The following is a 19,669-nucleotide window of genomic DNA, read 5'->3' as shown; positions in this document are numbered from 1 at the left end:
ATCGGACGGCGGCCGCCCGGGATCGCCGGGAGGGTGTGGTGCGTCCCACTCCGTCCCGGGCCGGGGCGGCCGTTCACAGCCCGGCGCATGGCCGACCGCTGGAGGCGCTCTAGGGGGTCCGCGTGGTGTGCGCGGGCGGCGGACAGGAGTGTTCGAGGCCGCTGGCGAGTCCGCCGCCGAGGATGGCGGTGGCGAGGAGTCCGGCGATGACCGCCCGCTTTCGTCGGGTGCGCCGGTCGGCGAGCACCGGGTCCTGGCACGGGCGCTCCTGCGGTCCGGGCAGCGGCGAGCGTGGCCGTGGCACGTACGTCCTGTCCCCGGTGAGCGTGCGTGCGGTCCCTTCGGACGCGACGGACATCGCGTGCGGTAACTGGCGACAGCCTGCCATGTCGATTCCCCCGTTCGTAGCGTGGTGTCCCACCATGACTACCCAAGGCGACGGCATACAGGTCAGATTGGTTTCGGAAAACCTTCCCGTTGGGCCGAGATCCGGCCAGATACAGGGCGATCGCCCGGGTCCCGCAGCGCGGCGGGACGGCGCGGCGGAAGGGCACGCCGAGGGTGCGGCGAACCGCAGGCGGCACAGCATGGCGAAGGCCCGCCCCCTTCGCCGGGAAGGGAACGGGCCTTCGGATGCGGCTTGTTCGCCGCGAGGGCCGTCGACCGGTGACCGCGACGCCCCAGCGCCCGCGCACCCCGGCGCCTCAGCGGCGCACGGCGAAGCGCAGCAGGTGATCGAGGAACTGCAGGTGCAGCACGGGGTTGGGCTGCGCCATGAGCGTCAGCAGCACGATCGCGGCGCCCAGGACGCCGTACGTGATCAGGTCGGTGAAGCGGCTGCGCACCGCCAGCATGCCCACCGAGGGGACCAGCCAGCGCAGCAGCGCCCCCAGCAGCAACGAGGCGCCGACCACGATCAGCCCGGGCCGGAAGGCGCCCGCGCCGGTGATCGCCAGCCCCAGCGCCACGCCGCCCAGCACCGTCAGCAGCGGCCACTGCCGTACCGGCGCGGAGTGCTCGCCGCCGACCGCGCGGCCGCCGCCCTCGGGCCGCGCGGTGTCGGTGGTCTGCGGGAACCCGGCCTTCCCGTCGGCCGGCTCAGCCGGCATGGCCCGCGGCGGCCGCGCGTTCGGCCGCTTCGACGACGTTCTGCAGGAGCAGGGCGCGGGTCATCGGGCCCACGCCGCCCGGATTCGGCGAGATCCAGCTCGCCACCTCGCGCACCCCGGGGTGGACGTCGCCGACGATCCGGCCCTCCTCGTCCCGGCTGACACCGACGTCCAGCACCGCGGCGCCCGGCTTGACGTCCTCCGGCTTGACCAGGTGCGGCACCCCGGCGGCGGCCACCACGATGTCCGCCTGGCGCAGCACAGCCGCCAGGTCACGGGTGCCGGTGTGGCAGAGCGTGACGGTGGCGTTCTCCGAACGGCGGGTCAGCAGAAGGCCGATGGAGCGGCCGACGGTGATGCCGCGTCCGACGACGGCGACGTTGGCGCCGTTGATGGCGACGTCGTGACGGCGCAGCAGCTCGACGATGCCGTTGGGGGTGCACGGCAGCGGGCCGGTCTGGCCGAGAACGAGACGGCCCAGGCTCATCGGGTGCAGGCCGTCGGCGTCCTTGTCCGGGTCCATCAGTTCCAGCACCCGGTTGGTGTCGATGCCCCGGGGGAGCGGGAGTTGGACGATGTAGCCGGTGCAGGCCGGGTCGTCGTTGAGCTCGCGGACGACCGCCTCGATCTGCTCCTGGGTGGCGTCGCCCGGCAGTTCGCGCTGGATGGAGGCGATGCCGACCTGGGCGCAGTCGCGGTGCTTGCCCGCCACGTAGATGTGGCTGCCGGGGTCGTCGCCGACCAGGATGGTGCCGAGGCCGGGCGTCACGCCCCGGGCCTTGAGCGACTCGACGCGGGCGGCGAGTTCGGACTTGATCGCGGCGGCGGTGGCCTTGCCATCGAGAATCTGGGCGGTCATGCCCCCCAGTGTCCCGGATGGGGCGCGCGGTGTACCAATCAGGACACCGCACCGGTCGGCAAAACGCGCATTTCACCGCAAGGGACCTGCGGCGACCGTAGCTGTCTGGACATGGCATGTCTTGTGCTAAGACGATGGGGCAGCTGGGCCACGGGGGTGCGGGGCGGTAGGAGTCCTGATGTCTTCTTGCGTCCGGCCGTCCCCGTTTCTCCGCTCCACGGCTCGAAGGACTTGCCAGTGAGTTACCCGCCCGGCCCCAGCGACCCGTACGGCCAGCAGCCTCCGCAGTACGGCTACCCCCAGCAGGGTCAGCCCCCTCAGCCCCCGCAGGGCTACCCGCAGCAGGGCCAGCCCCAGTACGGCTACCCGCAACAGGGGCAGCCGCAGTACGGATACCCGCAGCAGGGCTACGACCCGAACGCCGCGTCGTACGGCTACCCGCAGCAGCCGCCGGGCACCGTCCAGGCCAACAGCGGCTACGTCAACATCGCCTACCTGGGCACCGTCCAGGTGGCCACGATGGGCCAGCGGTTCCTCGCCCGGCTGCTCGACGGGCTCGTGACCTCCGTCGTCATGGGCATCGCGATGTTCGCGGGGCTGGCCAGTGTGCTGGGCATCGCACACAAGGTGAAGGACTGCTCGGGCTACGACCCGACGACCGACGCGTACAGCCAGTGCGTGCACGACCAGGCGGCCGCCGGCGGCAGCGCCGTCGCGGCGATGCTGGGCTTCATGGCCGTGTTCGCGATATTCGCGCTGCTCTACGAGTGGCTGATGATCTCGTTCCTCGGCGCGACGCTGGGCAAGATGGCGCTCGGCCTCAAGGTCGTCAAGGAGGCCAACGGGCAGGTGCCCGGCCTCGGCAGCGGCTTCGTGCGGTACATCATCCCGGTCGTCGGCATCTTCCTGTGCTACGTCGGCGCGCTGCTGGTGTACATCTCGCCCTTCTTCGACAGCAGCGGCAAGCTCCAGGGCTGGCACGACCGCGCGGCCGGCACGCTCGTCATCAAGAAGTAGCCCGTCAGGGCCGGCCGGAGGCCTCTGCTCCCCGGACCCGTTCCGGCCCGGGCGGGGGCCTTCGCCGTGTCCTGCCGGAGGCCTTCGCCGTGTCCTGCCGGGGGTCGGGGCGGCGCGTCCGCATACTGGCGGCGATGACGCGCGCGGACCGGCCGGAGCGGCCAGAACGACGAACGCGGCGGGGACGCCGGGCACCACGGCTGTGGGCGGCGCTGGTGGCGTCGCTGCTGCCGCTGCTCACGGCGGGCGGCCGGTGCCCGCCGCCGGGGCCCGTCGACGCGGGCGAGGTGGGCGGCGCGGGCCAGGTCGTCGCCGTCGCGGCGCACGGCTCGTACGCCACCGTGACCGCCTGGCAGCGCACCGGCGCGGGCTGGCACGAGGTCAGCGCGACGGCGGGCGCCCGCGTGGGCGCGAACGGGGTCACCGACGGCGCGACGCGCGTGCAGGGCACCGACACCACGCCCACCGGCGTCTACCGCCTCACGCACGCCTTCGGGGTGGGCCCCGATCCGGGGACGGCGCTGCCGTACCACCAGGTCACCGCGGACGACTGGTGGGTGGAGGATCCCGGCTCCCGTTACTACAACCGCATGCGCCGCGCGTCGCAGGGCGGCTTCCCGCTCACCGAGTCGGGACCGCACGCCAGCGAGCACCTGGCCGGTTACCCGGTGCAGTACCACAACGCGGTGGTCGTCGACTTCAACACCGACCCCGCGGTACCGGGCCGCGGCGCGGGCATCTTCCTGCACGACCTCGGGCCGCAGCACGGTGCGACGGCGGGCTGCGTGGCCGTACCGGAACCGGTCCTGACCGGCATCCTGCGCTGGCTCGACCCGGCCCGCCGCCCCGTCATCGCCATCACCGGCGACGCGGTCGCGGGCGGCGCCCGTTGACCCCGGAAGGGCCGAACAGCCGCCGCCCGCGCGGGCGATGGTCAACGGCGCGACACCGCCGCCCTCATCGGTGGAAGACGTCCACCGCCATCAGTGGAAGAAGTGCCGCGTCCCGGTGAAGTACATCGTGACGCCCGCCTTCTTCGCCGCCTCCACGACCAGTTCGTCGCGCACCGAGCCGCCGGGCTGGACGACGGCGGTCACGCCCGCCTCGGCCAGCACCTCGAAGCCGTCGGGGAACGGGAAGAACGCGTCGGACGCCGCGTAGGAACCGGCGGCCCGCTCGGCGCCGGCGCGCTGCACGGCGAGCCGGGCGGAGTCGACGCGGTTGACCTGGCCCATGCCGACGCCGACGGTCGCGCCGTCCTTGGCCAGCAGGATCGCGTTGGACTTCACCGCACGGCAGGCGCGCCAGGCGAAGGCCAGCTCCCGCAGGCCCTCGGCGGACAGCGCCTCGCCGGTGGCGAGCGTCCAGTTCGCCGGGTCGTCGCCCTCGGCCTGGAAGACGTCGGTGTGCTGGACGACGGCACCGCCGGAGATCAGCTTCAGGTCGGTGGGCTGGGCGGGGGTGCCCTCGACGCGCAGGACGCGGATGTTCTTCTTGCGCGCCAGCACCTCGACCGCGCCGTCCTCGTAGGCGGGGGCCGCGATGACCTCGGTGAAGATCTCGGCGACCTGCTCGGCGAGCGCCGCCGTCACCGGGCGGTTGACGGCGATGACGCCGCCGTACGCGGAGACCGGGTCGCAGGCGTGCGCCTTGCGGTGCGCCTCGGCGACGTCCGCGCCGATCGCCACGCCGCACGGGTTGGCGTGCTTGATGATGGCGACGCACGGCTCGTCGTGGTCGAACGCGGCGCGCCGGGCGGCCTCGATGTCCACGTAGTTGTTGAAGGACATCTCCTTGCCGTGCAGCTGCTCGGCGTTGGCGAGCCCGCCGGGGCGGCCGTCAGTGTAGAGGGCGGCGGCCTGGTGCGGGTTCTCGCCGTAGCGCAGGACGCGTTCGCGCTCCAGGGCGGTGCCGGTGAACTCCGGCAGCGGCGCGGCGGGCTCCTCGGGCGCGTACGCGGTGGTGAACCAGTTGGCCACTGCCACGTCGTAGGCGGCGGTGTGCTGGAACGCCTCGGCGGCCAGCCGCTTGCGGGCGGTCAGGTCGAAGCCGCCGGCCGCGACGGCGGTGAGCACGTCGGCGTAACGCTCGGGGTTGACGACAACCGCGACCGAGGGGTGGTTCTTGGCGGCGGCGCGGACCATCGAGGGGCCGCCGATGTCGATCTGCTCGACGCACTCGTCGGGCGACGCGCCGGAGGCGACGGTCTGCCGGAACGGGTAGAGGTTGACGACGACCAGCTCGAACGGCTCGACGCCGAGGTCGGCCAGCTGCTCGCGGTGGGCGTCGAGGCGCAGGTCGGCCAGGATGCCGGCGTGGATGCGCGGGTGCAGCGTCTTGACCCGGCCGTCGAGGCACTCGGGGAAGCCGGTCAGGTCCTGCACGGCGGTCACCGGCACCCCGGCCCCGGCGATGCGGGCGGCGGTGGAGCCGGTGGAGACCAGCTCGACGCCGGCCGCGTGCAGTCCGCGGGCCAGCTCCTCCAGGCCGGTCTTGTCGTAGACGCTGACCAGGGCGCGGCGCACCGGGCGGCGGGAGTCCGCGAAGCCGGCGGCGGGACGGTCGGGGCTCACGGGGCTGTCGGGGGTACTCACGGGACGATGACCTTTCTTCCCTCGATGCGGTAACCGTCGCGGGCGAGACGTCCCACGACATCGACGAGCAGACGGCGCTCGACTTCCTTGATGCGCTCGTGCAGTGCGCTTTCGTCGTCCTCGGGCCGGATCTCGACCACGCCCTGGGCGATGATCGGCCCGGTGTCGACGCCGTCGTCGACGAAGTGGACGGTGCAGCCGGTGACCTTGGCGCCGTAGGCGAGCGCGTCACGCACGCCGTGTGCCCCGGGGAACGCGGGCAGCAGCGCGGGGTGGGTGTTGACGAAGCGCCCGCCGAACCGGGCCAGGAACTCCTTGCCGACGATCTTCATGAACCCGGCCGAGACGACCAGGTCGGGCTGGTGCGCGGCGACCGCCTCGGCCAGCGCGAGGTCCCAGGCCGCCCGGTCCGGGTGGTCCTTGACCCGGCGTACGAACGTCGGCAGCCCGGCGCGCTCGGCGCGTTCCAGGCCCGCGATGCCGTCCCGGTCCGCGCCCACGGCGACGATCGTCGCGCCGTAGCCGGGGTCGGCGGCGACCGCGTCCAGCAGGGCCTGGAGGTTGGTCCCCGAGCCGGAGACCAGCACGACGAGACGGGCGGGGCGGGCGGGGGTGCTTCCGGGGGAACCGGCGGAGGCCACGGGTGGGTTCCTTCTCGTGGGACCGTGTGTTTGTGTGGTCGTACGAACCGAAGGGGTCGCGGGATCCGGGGAACCCTACGAAGGCGCCGACCGTCAGCAACGATACCGGCACGGCGAACGGCCCCCGCAGGCACTGGGGCGGCACCGCCCGGTAGCGTCTCAGTACCGGGGGCCGACCGCCCTTCGGGCAGAGGGGCCGACGGGGCCGACGGCCGGACCACGGCCGCGCAGGCGGGACGAGGAGCAGACGGCAGGGCATGGCGCGAGCAACGATGAGCAGCGGCCGGATCACCATCACGCGCGGCGCGGGGACCACTCCGGTCGCGCTCCCGGCGCTGCGCGAGCGGCGGACCCCGTCCTCCCCCGGTGGTTCGGATCCCGGGCAGGACTCCGGTTCCGGGCGGGAGTCCGGTTCCGGGCAGGACAACCCGTTCGCCGCGCCGCCCAAGGATGCGCCCGGCCGGCCGTGGCAGCCGCGGCAGCCCGACCGCGGCGACGACGAGAACAACGAGAACGATGAGCACTCCGGCGACCGGGGTGACCGGCCGCAGGGCGACCGCTGGAGCAGCCACCAGCCCGAGCCCGGCCGGGGCAGCGGTCCTTCCGGCCCCTTCGGTGGGGGGCCGTTCGGCGGCGGACAGGGGCAGGGGCCAGGGCCGGGGCAGGGACCCGGGCGGCCGACGCGCCAGCAGCAGGGGCCGCGCTTCGACGTGACCGACCCGGTGCAGCGGCGGGCCCGGTACGCGCTGCTGGGCGGGATGTGGGGGCTGTTCTTCGCGCTGTTCGGCGTACCGCAGCTGGCGCTGCTGCTGGGCGCGCTGGCGCTGTACTGGGGTATCAGCGCGCTGCGCGGCAAGGCCAAGCCGCCCGCCGCCGCCGGACAGGCGGGGCAGGACGGGCAGACCGGGAAGGCGGGGCAGGCCGACCAGGCGACGCGGGAACGTGCGCTGTCCGCGTGGCAGTCGCCCGCCCCGGCGGAGCAGGGCCGACCGGCGTCCCAGGCCGGGTCGCAGGGTGGCGCCGGGGCGTACCGCCCGCAGTTCACGGCGGCGGTGAGCGGGATCGTCGCGGCGGCGGTCACGCTGGCGATCGTGGCGGCGACGTTCTCGTTCCAGCTGGCCTACCGCGACTACTACACCTGCGTGAACGACGCCCTCACCACGCCCGCCCGGCAGTCGTGCAGCCATCTGCTGCCCAAGCCGCTGCGGGCGGTCTTCGGCAACCAGGGCTGAGCGCGGCGGGAACAGAGCCGAGCGCGGCGGGCCGCTGACCTCCGGCGTCAGGGGCGCGGGGTCTCGGCCTGACCCCCCGCGCCCTCGGCGGACGCGGCCCGATCCTCAGCGCTCTCAACCGGCGCCTTCGGCTCACGGCGGTGCCACCACCACGCGCCCAACGCCCCCGGCAGCGCGATCGCCGCGGTCCACGCCGCCGCCGCGCCCCCGGTGAGCCAGCCGTCCGGGCCGAAGCGCGCCAGCGTGTCCACCCCCATCGGCCCGGCGGTGAACCAGGTGGCCACCGTCAGCACGCCCCCGCACACCACCGCCGCCCCGCAGCAGGCCCCCGCGATCCGCCCCACCGTCCAGCCGTCTCCCACCGCGGCCCGGCCCACGAACCACGCCACCACTCCCCCGGCGCACACCGGCACCGCCAGCGCGGCCCAGGCGACCGCCGAGCTTCCGTGCGGCAGCGCGGCCAGCAGGGGGAAGCGCGGCAGCACCGGCGGGTAGCCGTGCGCTCCGGCGGGGCTGACGGCGCTGTTCAGGCCGACCGCGAAACCGGGGCCCAGGGCGTACGCGGCCGACCACACGGCGGCGTTCGGCACGAGCGCGGCCGCCAGCAGCAGCACCGCGCAACGGCCGGACAGCGCGTTGGTGAGCCCGGTGAAGGCGTCGCCCACCGCGTGCGCGTGCCAGCCCAGGGCGATCGCGACCAGCAGCGCGCCGCCGCCCGCCAGCGCCACCGCCCCGGCCAGCCCCGCGCGCACGGCCACCGCGATCTCGTACGACCACCCGCGCAGCCGCCGGGGCAGGGCGAGCGGCGGGCACCCGCAGGCGGTCCAGGCGCCGGACGCGCCCGCGCAGGCGGCAACCACGGGCACGCGCAGCAGCGCCCAGAGCGGTTCGGCCCGCAGCGGCCCGACCTGGGCGCAGCACACGACCAGCACGGCGACCAGCAGATACCCGCCGACCAGCCAGGCCGTCGTACCGACCGGGCCCAGCAGGCGCGGACGCCCGGACCAGGAGCGGTGCGGTCCCCGAACGAGGCCGGGGCCGCTTCCCTCGTCGGCGCCGTCGGCGTCCCCGGCGTCATGGGCCCCGTGGACGTCTCCCGTGGCGGCGTCGTCGTCCGGCTCGTCCTCGGAAAGGGCGTGCGCCGCCGCGCGGTGGACGAGCCAGACCGGCAGCGCGAGCAGCAGCGCGGGTGTGACCCCGACCGGCGCCCAGCCGCCGGTCAGCGCGTCCGGCCGCAGCAGCCGGGCGCCGTGCGCCAGCAGCCACAGGGCCGCCGCGACGTGCAGCGCGTCGCCGGGGCCGCCGTCCGGATAGGGCGAGGTGATCCACATCAGCAGCACCAGCACGGCGATCGCGCCGAGCCCGAGCCCCGCCGCGACCACCCCGCCCAGCAGCGCCACGACCGCCTCGGGGGCACGGCGTACGGCGCGTTCCCGCAGCGGCGGCGTGTACCGGGCGGACGGCGGGGGCGAGGCGAGCTGGGTCACGTCGAGCCATGATGCCGACAATGCCCGGTTCATCCCGGTAGCCGCCGATTGGTCGACGTGTCGTTCGCACCCGGTCGGTCGAGGTGTCGTTCGTACCCCATCGGCGACGTGTCGTTCGTACCGGCGCGAGCCCCACGGCACGGTTGCGGGCATGACGAAGGCCCGGTCCCACACGAACGGCGGGAACCGGGCCTTCGGTCACGAGCACGAGGGGTGCCCGCACGAGCCTCACGGCCGTACGGGCGTCCTCTGACGCCTCAGCGGCGCGCGTCGGGCGTCGGGCGCCCTCGGACGCCTGAGCGAAGCGTCGTCGGCGTTCAGGCGCCGAGCGCGGCGCGGGCGAGGCGGGCGGTCTCGGACGGGGTCTTGCCGACCTTGACGCCCGCGGCCTCCAGGGCCTCCTTCTTCGCCTGCGCGGTGCCGGAGGAGCCGGAGACGATGGCGCCGGCGTGGCCCATGGTCTTGCCCTCCGGGGCGGTGAAGCCCGCGACGTAGCCGACGACCGGCTTGGTCACGTTCTCCTTGATGAACGCCGCCGCGCGCTCCTCCGCGTCACCGCCGATCTCGCCGATCATGACGATCAGGTCGGTGTCGGGGTCGTCCTGGAAGGCCTTGAGCGCGTCGATGTGGGTGGTGCCGATGATCGGGTCACCGCCGATGCCGACCGCGCTGGAGAAGCCGATGTCGCGCAGCTCGTACATCATCTGGTACGTCAGCGTGCCGGACTTCGAGACCAGGCCGATGCGGCCGGCCTTGGTGATGTCGCCCGGGATGATGCCGACGTTGGACTGGCCCGGGGTGATCAGACCGGGGCAGTTCGGGCCGATGATGCGGGTCTTGTTGCCCTTGGCACCGGCGTGCGCCCAGAAGGCGGCGCTGTCGTGCACCGCGATGCCCTCGGTGATCACGACGGCCAGCGGGATCTCGGCGTCGATGGCCTCGACGACCGCGTCCTTGGTGAACTTCTCCGGGACGAAGATGACGGTGACGTCCGCGCCGGTGGCCTCCATGGCCTCGTTGACGGAGCCGAACACCGGTACCTCGGTGCCGTCGAAGTCGACCTTCTGGCCGGCCTTGCGGGGGTTGACGCCACCGACGACGTTGGTGCCGTCGCCGAGCATGAGCTTGGTGTGCTTCATGCCGGTGGAGCCGGTCATGCCCTGGACGATGACCTTGCTGTCCTTGGTCAGGAAGATAGCCATGGTGTGGTTGTCCTCGTCCCTTACTTCGCAGCCAGCTCGGCGGCGCGCTCGGCCGCGCCGTCCATGGTGTCCACGCGCTCCACGAGCGGGTGGTCGGCGTCGGTGAGGATCTTGCGACCCAGCTCCGCGTTGTTGCCGTCCAGGCGGACGACGAGCGGCTTGGTGACGTCCTCGCCGCGCGACTTCAGCAGCTCCAGGGCCTGCACGATGCCGTTGGCGACCGCGTCACAGGCGGTGATGCCGCCGAAGACGTTGACGAAGACGGACTTGACGTCCGGGTCGCCGAGGATGATCTCCAGGCCGTTCGCCATGACCTCGGCGGAGGCGCCGCCACCGATGTCGAGGAAGTTGGCGGGCTTGACGTTGCCGTGCCGCTCACCGGCGTACGCGACGACGTCCAGGGTGCTCATGACGAGACCGGCGCCGTTGCCGATGATGCCGACCTCGCCGTCGAGCTTGACGTAGTTGAGGCCCTTGGCCTTGGCCGCTGCCTCCAGCGGGTTGGCGGCGGCCTTGTCCTCCAGCGCCTCGTGCTCCGGCTGGCGGAAGGCGGCGTTCTCGTCCAGTGAGACCTTGCCGTCGAGCGCGATGATCTTGCCCTCGCCGGACTTGATCAGCGGGTTGACCTCGACGAGGAGGGCGTCCTCCTCGATGAAGACCTTCCACAGGCTCTTGAGGACCTCGGCGACCTCGCCGGCGATCTCGGCCGGGAACTTCGCCGCGGCGACGATCTCGCGGGCCTTGGCGTCGGTGACGCCCTCGATCGCGTCGACCGGGATCTTCGCGAGCGCCTCGGGCTTGCTGACCGCGATCTCCTCGATCTCCATGCCGCCCTCGACGGACGCCATGGCGAGGAAGGTGCGGTTGGTGCGGTCCAGCAGGAAGGAGACGTAGTACTCCGCCGCGATGTCCGCGGTCTGGGCCAGCATCACCTTGTGAACGGTGTGGCCCTTGATGTCCATGCCGAGGATCTGCCCGGCCTTCTCCACGGCGTCGGCCGGGTCGGCGGCCAGCTTCACGCCGCCCGCCTTGCCACGGCCACCGGTCTTGACCTGGGCCTTGACGACCGCACGGCCACCGAGACGCTCGGTCACCTCGCGCGCGGCTTCCGGGGTGTCGATGACTTCACCGGCAAGCACGGGTACGCCGTGCTTGGCGAAGAGGTCCCTCGCTTGGTACTCGAACAGGTCCACGCGCGTCCGTCCCTTAGTTTCTCTGGAATCGCGGTCTGTGATCGCGGTTTGGTGTCTGCGTGGGCGTGCCGTGAGCGGCAGCGTGACTACGCGATCGGTGAGAGGGCGCACACGTCGGCCAAATACGCGGCATGTCCGCATCGCAGGTTATCCCTGCCTCAGGCAAGGGTCTAAATTCCAGGGAACACCCGGGCGGTGAGAACGGTCACAGAGCGACGGGTCGTACGCGAGGGGTGACGCGGACCGTACACGGGTGTGGCGCGGGTGTGGCGTGCGCGCTACGGGCGGATGGCGGGGGGAACGCGGGCCGCCGAGGGGCGTTTCCGCGGGGCGGCGGGGCCGGTTCTACGGGCGCGGCGAAGCCGGTTCCGCGGCAGGACTGGTCTACGGCAAGGCCGGGGCGGATGTGCCGCAGGGCCGGGCGGCCCGGGACGCGTGGGGGGAGTGGTCACACGTCCGGGCCGCCCGGGGTCGGGGCACTGCTCAGGCGCTCAGACGTTCAGCGGCAGCGAGGTGGCGGTCGGCAGCTGCGACAGCGCGGCCGTGGGGACGCCCGCCGTCGGCAGCTGCGGCAGGCCCGCGGTGGGGACACCGGCCGTCGGAAGCGCGCCGGTCGCGGGCAGGGACGGCAGGGCCGGGAGCGACGGGATCGCCGTCGCGCCGCCGACCGGGCCGGTCACCCCGGACGCCACGCCGCCGACCGGCACCGCCGTCACGGTGTAGCGGACCCCGTTGACGGCGCCGGTGCCGGTGGCCAGGGCGCTGGGGGCGACGGTGCCCGCGGCACCCTGCGCCAGCGGCACGACGCCCGCCGTCACCCCGTCGGCGAGCGGGACGGCCTGACCGGCCACGCCCTGCGCGAGCGTGCCGACGCCGCCGACCGCGCCCTGGGCGACGGGCAGCACGTTGCCCACCGTGCTCAGGGTCACCGGCAGGACGTCGTTCACCGCGCCCTGCGCGACCGGCAGGACGTCGTTCACCGCGCCCTGCGCGACCGGCAGGACGTCGTTCACCGCGCCCTGCGCGACCGGCGGCAGTACCTGCGACGTGACCTGGCCGGTGCCGGTGCCGATGCCGGTGCCGGGCAGGGCCTGGGTGAGCTGCGCGGACTTGGCGATCCGGGTCAGGGTGTCCAGCCGGGTGCCCGCCGCGAGAACGCCGTTGGCGACGTCGGCCGCGTTGCCCGGGTCGGCCGGCAGCGCCGGAATGTGGCCCGTCCCGCCGGTCAGCCCGCTCGCGGTGCCGGTGACGCCGGACGCGGCGCCCGCCGGGTCCTTCGGCAGCGCGCCCGTGACGGAGCCGACCGGCAGCTTCCTGGCGACGCCCGCGACGCCCGCGACGCCCGAGGCGCCGGTGGTGTCCGGCACGTGGACGGACTTGACGGCGCCGAGGCGGCCGAGGGCGTCGCCGGTGGCGTTCTTGGCCTGCGGCTGTTCGACCTGACCGCCGCCGGTGAGGCCCTGGACGGTGCCGAGGGTGGTGCCGACCGCGCCGGACGGGTCCGCGACACTTCCGGCGGTGCCGGACACGGTGCCCACGGCGCCGGAGGCGGCACCGGTCGCGCCGCTCAGGGCGCCGGAGGCGGTACCGGTCAGGGTGTGCGAGGCGGGCAGGGTGCCGGTCACGCCGGAGACGGCCCCGGTCGCGGTGCCGACGGCGCCGCTGGTGCCGCCGGTGCCGGGGACGGCCGGAAGGGTGGCGGCGTTGGCGGCGACGCTGCCGAGGCCCCAGATGCCGCCCGCGGCAGCGACGACGACTACGGCACGACGAATGCTCGTACGCATGGAGATGGTGCTCCTTGATGATGTGGTCCGCATCGACTCACGTGTGAGCGAACGGAATTGATGGAGCGTCAGGTAAAGGTGACGCGAGGGGGAACCGGTGGGTGGGGCCGGTCCGGCTCACGTGACGCGGGGGTTCGGACGACGCGACGGGGTACGAGCGGGGCGGCGCGCTCCGGATCGGCCCGTGGGCCGTTTCGCCAGCCGCGGGCGTCGGCCTGTAGGCCGTTTCGCCTGCCGTGGGCGACCGAGGTCAGCCGCACGGCGACCACCTGCCCGCACGACGAACCATGGGGGCCACCGCGAGGCGGCCGTGGTGAGCGCCGGACAGGCTGAACGCCGGAGGGGCTGACGTCGGAAGGGCTGACGCCGAAGAGACACCGCTCGCCCGCCCTCGCCGCGCGGCGTCGTCTACGTGCGCGGGTGGGCCGGGCCGGTGCCGCCTAGTCCGGCTGTACGGAGACGTCCGACGCCCGCCGAAGCGGCGCCGGACCGTGCGCGGCGCCCGGGGCGGCCGCGTTCAGGGGGAACCGCACGCCGCACCCGAAGAGGTCGGCGTGCCCGTCACCCGTGTGGTGGGCCGCGCCGTCACCCTCGACGGGGTGTCCGGAGCGGTCCGAGGGCGCCGGGGCGTGCCCCGGGGCCTGCTGGGGTGCCGCCTTCGATCCCGCGAGCGGGAACGGGTGGGCGGCGCCGTGCGCCATCACGTCGTAGGCCTGCGGCCCGCTGACCTGCGACGCGAAGGCGCCGCCGCGGACCACGCCGGGACGCCCGGCACCGCGGTGCCGTACGGTCCCGCCCGAGGTTGCTGCACCCCCGTGCCCGGACCCGTGGTGACCGGCGTTCACGTCGCCGATCACCCGGACGACGGGCGCGGTGACCCGGCCCGCCGTGGCACGGACGGAGCCGGCCAGGCCGTTCAGCGGTCGCGCGGTCCTGGTGGCCGCCGCCACCGTGCCGCGCACGCCCGAACCCGCCCGATCAGCGGACGAGTTCACGTCCCGCGTGGCCTGACCCGCGACGTTCCCAGCTGCTTGATCGGCCGTCAGCGGCCGGTCGGGCAGCGTGGCGGCGCCGGGGAGGGTGGTGGCAGCGGGGCGCGCGGGCTGGTTGCCCGGCGTGTCCGCGTGCGCCTTCCCTCCGCAGACGAAAGCGAGGGCCAGGAACCCCCCGAGCAGCAGCGCCACCCACAGCGCGCGCCGGGCGACCGTGGTGCGCGGACGCACGACGGCAGCGGGCAATGCGAGGGCGGGGGGCAGCACAGTGGGGGGACCTTCCCGTACGGATGACACACGTTCCGGGTGACGGGTTCGATCCTTGCACGCGCGACGGGGGTCGGCGCAACCCCTCTCTCCGGCTTACGGCTGATGCGGGGTCATGTCCGCTATGCGCGGTCCGTCTATGCGCGGTCCGTCACCGGGCGTCGGCGGCCCGGAGCCGCAGGCGCCCGGCGTCAGTGCTCCGTCGTGAGCGGCGTGCCGTCCAGTTCCGGGTCCGGCACCGGCAGCGGGCGCTTCTCGATGGCCGCCGCCATCACGTCGGGGAAGAGGTCGGGCGTGCAGGCGAACGCGGGCGCCCCCAGCGCGGCGAGCGCCGCCGCGTGCTGCCGGTCGTAGGTAGGAGGGCGCGCCCTCGTCGGACAGCGCGAGCAGCGCGACGAACTGCGTGCCGGCCGCCTTCATCGCCGCCACCCGCGCCAGCATCTCGTCGCGTATGCCGCCCTCGTACAGGTCGCTGATGAGGACGACGATCGTGTCGGCGGGACGGGTGATGAGCGTCTGGCAGTAGGCGAGGGCGCGGTTGATGTCGGTGCCGCCGCCCAGCTGCGTGCCGAACAACACCTCCACCGGGTCGTCGAGTTGATCGGTGAGGTCCACCACGGAGGTGTCGAAGACCACGAGCTTCGTCGCGATCGACCGCATCGACGCGAGCACCGCGCCGAACACCGACGCGTACACCACCGACGACGCCATCGACCCCGACTGGTCGACGCAGAGCACGACGTCCTTCGTCACGCCGCGCGCCGCCCGCCCGTGGCCCACCAGCCGCTCGGGCACGACGGTGCGGTACTCGGGCAGGTAGTTGCGCAGGTTGGCGCGGATGGTCCGGTCCCAGTCGATGTCCCGGTGGCGGGGGCGGTTGACGCGGGTGGACCGGTCGAGCGCTCCGGTGAGCGCCGAACGGGTGCGGGTGGCGATCCGCCGCTCCAGGTCGCGCACCACCTTGTCGACGACCACGCGGGCCGTCGCCTTGGTGGTCTCCGGCATCGCGTGGTGCAGCGACAGCAGCGTGCCGACCAGGTGCACGTCCGCCTCGACGGCCTCCAGCATCTCGGGTTCCAGCAGCAGGGCGGACAGCCCGAGCCGTTCGATCGCGTCGCGCTGCATCACCTGGACCACGGACGACGGGAAGTAGGTGCGGATGTCGCCGAGCCAGCGGGCGACCCGCGGCGCCGAACCCCCGAGCCCGGCGGCCCGTTCGCTCCCGGAGCCGCCCTCCGCCCCGCCGCCGTACAACGCGGCGAGCGTGCGGTCCATCGCGGCGTCACGGCCACCGAGCACGCAGCCCGTGCCGTCCGCCTCCCCGCCGCCCAGCACCAGCCGCCACCGGCGCAGCCGTTCGTCACCGTCCGCCACGGGGGCCTCGACGGCCGCCTCCGGTACGGCGTTTCGCGTCGCGGTCATTCGGAGCCTCCTGCGTCGTCGTGAATGGTGGTGGCGCCCGCGGCGGGGGCCCCGGCGAGTGCGGGCAACGGGCCTGCGGCCGGGGCTGGATCCGGCGCGGCGGCCGGCACAGGCTCCGGTGCGGCGGCCGGCACGGGCGCCTGCGCGGCGGTCCCCAGCAGCAGCCTGAGCGTGGGCAGCACGGCATCGGCGCGCGCCAGGTCCAGCCCGGCACCGAAGCCCATCGCGGCGCCCGGAGCCTTCGCCGAGCCACCAGGCGACCCGGACCCGCGCCGCACCAACTCGCCCACCCCGCGCCGCACTCCGGACTCGAACCCGGCGAACGTCCTGCGCACCAACGGCAGCACATCCGTGAACGCCTCCGCCGGAACCGACGACAGCCAGGCGTCCACCAGCCCCAGCAGCCGTTCGTCGTGGAGCAGCAACATGCCGCCGCCGGACAGGAAGCCGTCCACCCAGGCCGCCGCCTGCCGTGGCTCGGTGCCCGGCGACAGCGCGAGGCCCATCAGCCGCGCGGCCCGCTCCGCGTCGAGCAGCCCGTCGTCCAGCAGCAGCCGGGCCGCCCGCCCGCGTATCAACCCCGGTACGCCGCCGTACCGTTCGGCGAGCGCGCGCAACGTCCCGGCCCAGCGCTCCCGCAACGCGTCACCGGCCCCGGTCAGCAGGCCCACCGCCGCGTGGACGGCGTCGAGGTGCGGACGCGTCCCGGCCGCGCCGTCGTCGTCTAGTCCCGCACAGGCGGGCGGCAGCCCCACGCAGACCCGGACCGCGATCCCCTCGGCGACCTCCCGCAGCGCGCCGGAGTCCGTCCCGCGCACGTCCCCGTACCGTACGGAACGCACCAACGCGGGCAGCGCCTCGGCGAGGTGGATCACGTCCGCGTCGAGCGCGGCCCGGTCGGCGAGGACCCGCATCACGGTCGGCAGCGCGTCCGGCAACGCGGCCAGCAGGCACCGCTCGGCGAGCCCGGTCACCTCGGCCAACGTCGCGGCGGCCGCCGCCACGTCCTCGGCCTTCGCGACGGCGGCGGACTCCACGGTCGTCCCCCACACGCCCGCCTCGGCCACCCGGACCGTCAACTCCGGCTCCCAGCTCAGCCGCCACGTCTCGCGGAACGTCCCCGTGCCCGCGGTGCGCGAACGCGTGGGCGCGCCCCACTCCACGCCCAGCAGCCGCAACCGGTGCAACAGCCTGCTGCGGCCCGCGTCCGTGTCCTTGCGAAGGTCGAAATCGAGTTCGCGGTCGGCGGCCTCGGGCTTGAGCCGCAACGCGCGCTGTTGCCGGGCGAGATCGCGGGCGAGCGGGACGGCGGGCGCGGAGTCGGGCACCTCCCCCATCTCGTCGCCGACCACGAGCCGTTCACGGATCAGCGCCAGCGGGACGTCCGAGCCCTCGCACATCACCGCCCGCACCGCGTCCGTCGTCTCGCCCAGTCCGGCCAGCGGACGCCCGCGCATCGCCGCCAGCGTCCCGGCGAGCCGGACCGCCTCGATGACGTGCGCGCTGGAGACCTGCCGGTCCTCCGCCCGCAGCAGCCCCGCGACCCTGGTCATCCACCGCTCCACCGGCCGGTCCCGGCAGCCGAACAGGTGCCGGTACCACCCGGGCGAGTCGATCCCCGCGCCGTACCCGCTGTCCCGGCTCAGCCGCCGGTGCGTCCACGGCACCCAGGTGACCTCGGCCTTCACCTTGGGCAGCCCCTTGAGCACCGCGCGGTCGGCGGCCACGGTCGTACGGGCGGCGAGCGCGGGCACGTGCCAGGCGCCGCACACCACCGCCGTACGGTCGTACGCGCGTCGCGCCTCCCGCAGCCGCAACCGCATGTGCGCCTCGCGGACCGCGTCGCGCGGATGCCCGCCGTCGCCGTACCGCTCGCGCAACTCCCCCATGGCCTCGGCCACCGCCTCGAACGCCGCGAGCGCGTCACCGCCGTCGTCCACGCCTCCGCGGTGCTCGACGGCGTCCTCCCACCATCGCTCCGGATCGTCGTACCCGGCGGCCTGCGCGAGCACGGCGAGGGGGTCGATGCGAACGGGGTCCTCGGTTGCAGCGTCCTCGTCGGGAGCCACCCCCGCCGGTTCGTCCGGTCCCGCGCCCGCCGAACCACCGCCCATCGCGAGGGAGTTGGACGCGGGCAGGTCGATGAAGCGGACCGGGACGCCGCGCTCGAGCGCCCAGCGGATCGCCACCCACTCCGGCGAGAACTCCGCGAAGGGCCAGAACGCGGACCGCGCGGGCTCGTCGGCGGCGTGCGCCAGCAGCGCCACCGGCGGGCGCAGGCCCTCGTCGGCCGCGATGTCCACGACCGCGTCCGCCTCGGGCGGCCCCTCGATCAGCACGACCTGCGGGTCGTACTGATCGAGCGCGGACCGTACGGCGCGGGCCGAGCCGGGCCCGTGGTGCCGTACGCCCAGCAGCCGCACCGCGTCGTCCGGCGACCGGGGAGGCCGGGGGGACGGGGGCTTCGGGGTGGTCATGCGCTCACCTCCCGGCAGGCCCGGTAGAAGTCCTTCCAGCCGTCGCGCTCGCGGACCACGGACTCCAGGTACTCGTTCCAGACGACACGGTCGGCGGCCGGGTCGCGGACGACGGCGCCGAGGATGCCCGCGGCCACGTCGGCGGAGCGCAGCACCCCGTCGCCGAAGTGGGCGGCGAGGGCCAGGCCGCCGGTGACGACCGAGATCGCCTCGGCCGTGGACAGCGTCCCGGAGGGCGACTTGACCTTGGTGCGGCCGTCCGCGGTGACGCCGTCGCGCAGTTCGCGGAAGACGGTGACCACGCGGCGGATCTCGTCGGCGCCGGGCGGGGCCTGGGGCAGGTCGATGGCGCGCCCCATCTGGTCGACGCGACGGGCGACGATGTCCACCTCGTCCTCGACCGTGGCGGGCAGCGGCAGCACCACCGTGTTGAAGCGTCGGCGCAACGCGCTGGACAGGTCGTTGACCCCGCGGTCGCGGTCGTTGGCGGTGGCGATCAGGTTGAAGCCGCGTACCGCCATCACCTCCTGGCCCAGCTCCGGTATCGGCAGCGTCTTCTCGGAGAGGATCGTGATCAGCGTGTCCTGCACGTCGGCCGGGATGCGGGTCAGTTCCTCGACGCGCGCGATGCCGCCGCCCGACATCGCCCGCATGACGGGACCGGGCACCAGCGCGTCCCGGCTGGGCCCGTGGGCGAGCAACCGGGCGTAGTCCCAGCCGTACCGGATCGCCTCCTCCGGCGTGCCCGCGGTGCCCTGCACCAGGAGCGTCGAGTCGCCGCTGACGGCCGCCGCGAGGTGCTCCGACACCCAGGTCTTGGCCGTCCCCGGCACTCCCAGCAGCAACAGCGCGCGATCGGTGGCGAGCGTGGTCACGGCGACCTCGACGATCCGCCGCGGGCCCACGTACTTGGGCGAGATCGCGGTGCCGTCCGGCAGCACCCCGCCCAGGAGATAGGTGGCGACGGCCCACGGCGAGAGGTTCCAACGCGCCGGGCGCGGGCGGTCGTCGGCGGCGGCCAGCGCCTTCAGCTCGTACGCGAAGGCGTCCTCGGCGTGCGGCCTGAGAACCTCTTCCTCCGCCCCGGTCCCTGCTCCCTCCGCCCTGGCGGCCGACTCCTCCGCCCCGGCCACCGGTCCCCCCGCCCTGGCGACCGCCGCCTCGTCCGCCCTGATCTCTGATTCCTCGGCCCTGGCCCCTGGTCCCTGGGCCCTGTTCTCCGGCTCTCCGACCCTGTTGTCCGACATGACGTCCCCCTGACAAATGTGGAAACGGCCGCGCCCGGACGAGGCCGTGCGCGGGCAGCACGGCCCTCGTCCAACCCCCGTGGGCCGCCTGCGAATCCACCTTGCACCCGACCACTGACAACGCCTCTCCGGACCGGTGAAACCGC

The 19,669-nt window shown here is 74.3% G+C and carries 15 protein-coding genes and 1 pseudogene; 3 read left to right on the top strand and 13 right to left on the bottom strand.

Annotation, left to right across the window (positions count from 1 at the left end):
* Positions 1 to 109: 109 nt before the first annotated feature.
* The 3 genes from K7472_RS03520 to K7472_RS03510 form a co-directional block, all read right to left on the bottom strand.
* A complete protein-coding gene (locus K7472_RS03520; RefSeq protein WP_222973761.1) occupies positions 110 to 304 on the bottom strand; it encodes a hypothetical protein in 195 nt (64 codons plus the stop codon).
* A gap of 400 nt (positions 305 to 704) precedes the next feature.
* A complete protein-coding gene (locus tag K7472_RS03515) occupies positions 705 to 1,109 on the bottom strand; it encodes a DUF3017 domain-containing protein (protein WP_222973760.1) in 405 nt (134 codons plus the stop codon).
* Positions 1,099 to 1,968, bottom strand: a complete 870-nt coding sequence (locus tag K7472_RS03510) for a bifunctional methylenetetrahydrofolate dehydrogenase/methenyltetrahydrofolate cyclohydrolase (protein WP_222973759.1) — start codon at positions 1,966 to 1,968, stop codon at positions 1,099 to 1,101. The genes K7472_RS03515 and K7472_RS03510 overlap by 11 nt, the downstream gene beginning before the upstream one ends.
* A gap of 237 nt (positions 1,969 to 2,205) precedes the next feature.
* Here K7472_RS03510 and K7472_RS03505 point away from each other — a divergent pair, with 237 nt between their 5' ends.
* Positions 2,206 to 2,985, top strand: a complete 780-nt coding sequence (locus tag K7472_RS03505) for an RDD family protein (RefSeq protein WP_222973758.1) — start codon at positions 2,206 to 2,208, stop codon at positions 2,983 to 2,985.
* Between the two features lie 134 nt (positions 2,986 to 3,119).
* The gene (locus tag K7472_RS03500; protein WP_222973756.1) at positions 3,120 to 3,878 is read left to right on the top strand and encodes a L,D-transpeptidase family protein; all 759 of its coding nucleotides are present in this window, start codon (positions 3,120 to 3,122) and stop codon (positions 3,876 to 3,878) included.
* 90 nt (positions 3,879 to 3,968) lie between these two features.
* On the opposite strand, the gene purH is transcribed toward K7472_RS03500, so the two are convergent.
* Complete coding sequence (gene purH, locus K7472_RS03495) at positions 3,969 to 5,558, bottom strand: bifunctional phosphoribosylaminoimidazolecarboxamide formyltransferase/IMP cyclohydrolase (RefSeq protein WP_308013777.1); 1,590 nt, start codon at positions 5,556 to 5,558, stop codon at positions 3,969 to 3,971.
* A gap of 17 nt (positions 5,559 to 5,575) precedes the next feature.
* Entirely contained in the window at positions 5,576 to 6,220 is a 645-nt protein-coding gene (purN, locus tag K7472_RS03490; protein ID WP_222973751.1) for a phosphoribosylglycinamide formyltransferase, read from the bottom strand.
* A gap of 257 nt (positions 6,221 to 6,477) precedes the next feature.
* Here purN and K7472_RS03485 point away from each other — a divergent pair, with 257 nt between their 5' ends.
* On the top strand, positions 6,478 to 7,452 hold the full coding sequence (locus K7472_RS03485; protein ID WP_222973749.1) for a hypothetical protein: 975 nt from the start codon (positions 6,478 to 6,480) through the stop codon (positions 7,450 to 7,452).
* Between the two features lie 47 nt (positions 7,453 to 7,499).
* Here K7472_RS03485 and K7472_RS03480 read toward each other — a convergent pair whose 3' ends face one another.
* From K7472_RS03480 to K7472_RS03445, 8 genes and pseudogenes are all read right to left on the bottom strand, one after another.
* Positions 7,500 to 8,939 carry a cell division protein PerM gene (locus K7472_RS03480; RefSeq protein ID WP_222973747.1) on the bottom strand — a complete coding sequence of 480 codons (1,440 nt, stop codon included), beginning with the start codon at positions 8,937 to 8,939 and terminating at the stop codon, positions 7,500 to 7,502.
* Positions 8,940 to 9,256: 317 nt separating this feature from the next.
* Entirely contained in the window at positions 9,257 to 10,141 is an 885-nt protein-coding gene (gene sucD / locus K7472_RS03475) for a succinate--CoA ligase subunit alpha (protein WP_222973746.1), read from the bottom strand.
* A gap of 20 nt (positions 10,142 to 10,161) precedes the next feature.
* Positions 10,162 to 11,334, bottom strand: coding sequence for an ADP-forming succinate--CoA ligase subunit beta (gene sucC, locus K7472_RS03470; RefSeq protein WP_222973745.1), 1,173 nt, complete (start codon positions 11,332 to 11,334; stop codon positions 10,162 to 10,164).
* Positions 11,335 to 11,825: 491 nt separating this feature from the next.
* Positions 11,826 to 13,118: a hypothetical protein gene (locus tag K7472_RS03465; protein WP_222973744.1), complete on the bottom strand. Its 1,293-nt coding sequence runs from the start codon at positions 13,116 to 13,118 to the stop codon at positions 11,826 to 11,828.
* A gap of 440 nt (positions 13,119 to 13,558) precedes the next feature.
* Positions 13,559 to 14,341, bottom strand: a complete 783-nt coding sequence (locus K7472_RS03460; protein ID WP_222973743.1) for a hypothetical protein — start codon at positions 14,339 to 14,341, stop codon at positions 13,559 to 13,561.
* A gap of 227 nt (positions 14,342 to 14,568) precedes the next feature.
* Positions 14,569 to 15,799, bottom strand: a pseudogene (locus K7472_RS03455) (VWA domain-containing protein).
* The gene (locus tag K7472_RS03450) at positions 15,796 to 18,276 is read right to left on the bottom strand and encodes a DUF5682 family protein (RefSeq protein ID WP_222973742.1); all 2,481 of its coding nucleotides are present in this window, start codon (positions 18,274 to 18,276) and stop codon (positions 15,796 to 15,798) included. Before K7472_RS03450 ends, K7472_RS03455 begins: the two are co-directional and overlap by 4 nt.
* Positions 18,273 to 19,523 carry an ATP-binding protein gene (locus K7472_RS03445; RefSeq protein ID WP_252395029.1) on the bottom strand — a complete coding sequence of 417 codons (1,251 nt, stop codon included), beginning with the start codon at positions 19,521 to 19,523 and terminating at the stop codon, positions 18,273 to 18,275. The genes K7472_RS03450 and K7472_RS03445 overlap by 4 nt, the downstream gene beginning before the upstream one ends.
* Between the last annotated feature and the right edge of the window lie 146 nt (positions 19,524 to 19,669).

The organism is Streptantibioticus parmotrematis, from assembly GCF_019890615.1.
GTDB lineage: Bacteria > Actinomycetota > Actinomycetes > Streptomycetales > Streptomycetaceae > Streptantibioticus_D > Streptantibioticus_D parmotrematis.
The sequence above is the reverse complement of the archived record's forward strand: the minus strand, read 5'-3'. Positions and strand labels throughout refer to the sequence as shown.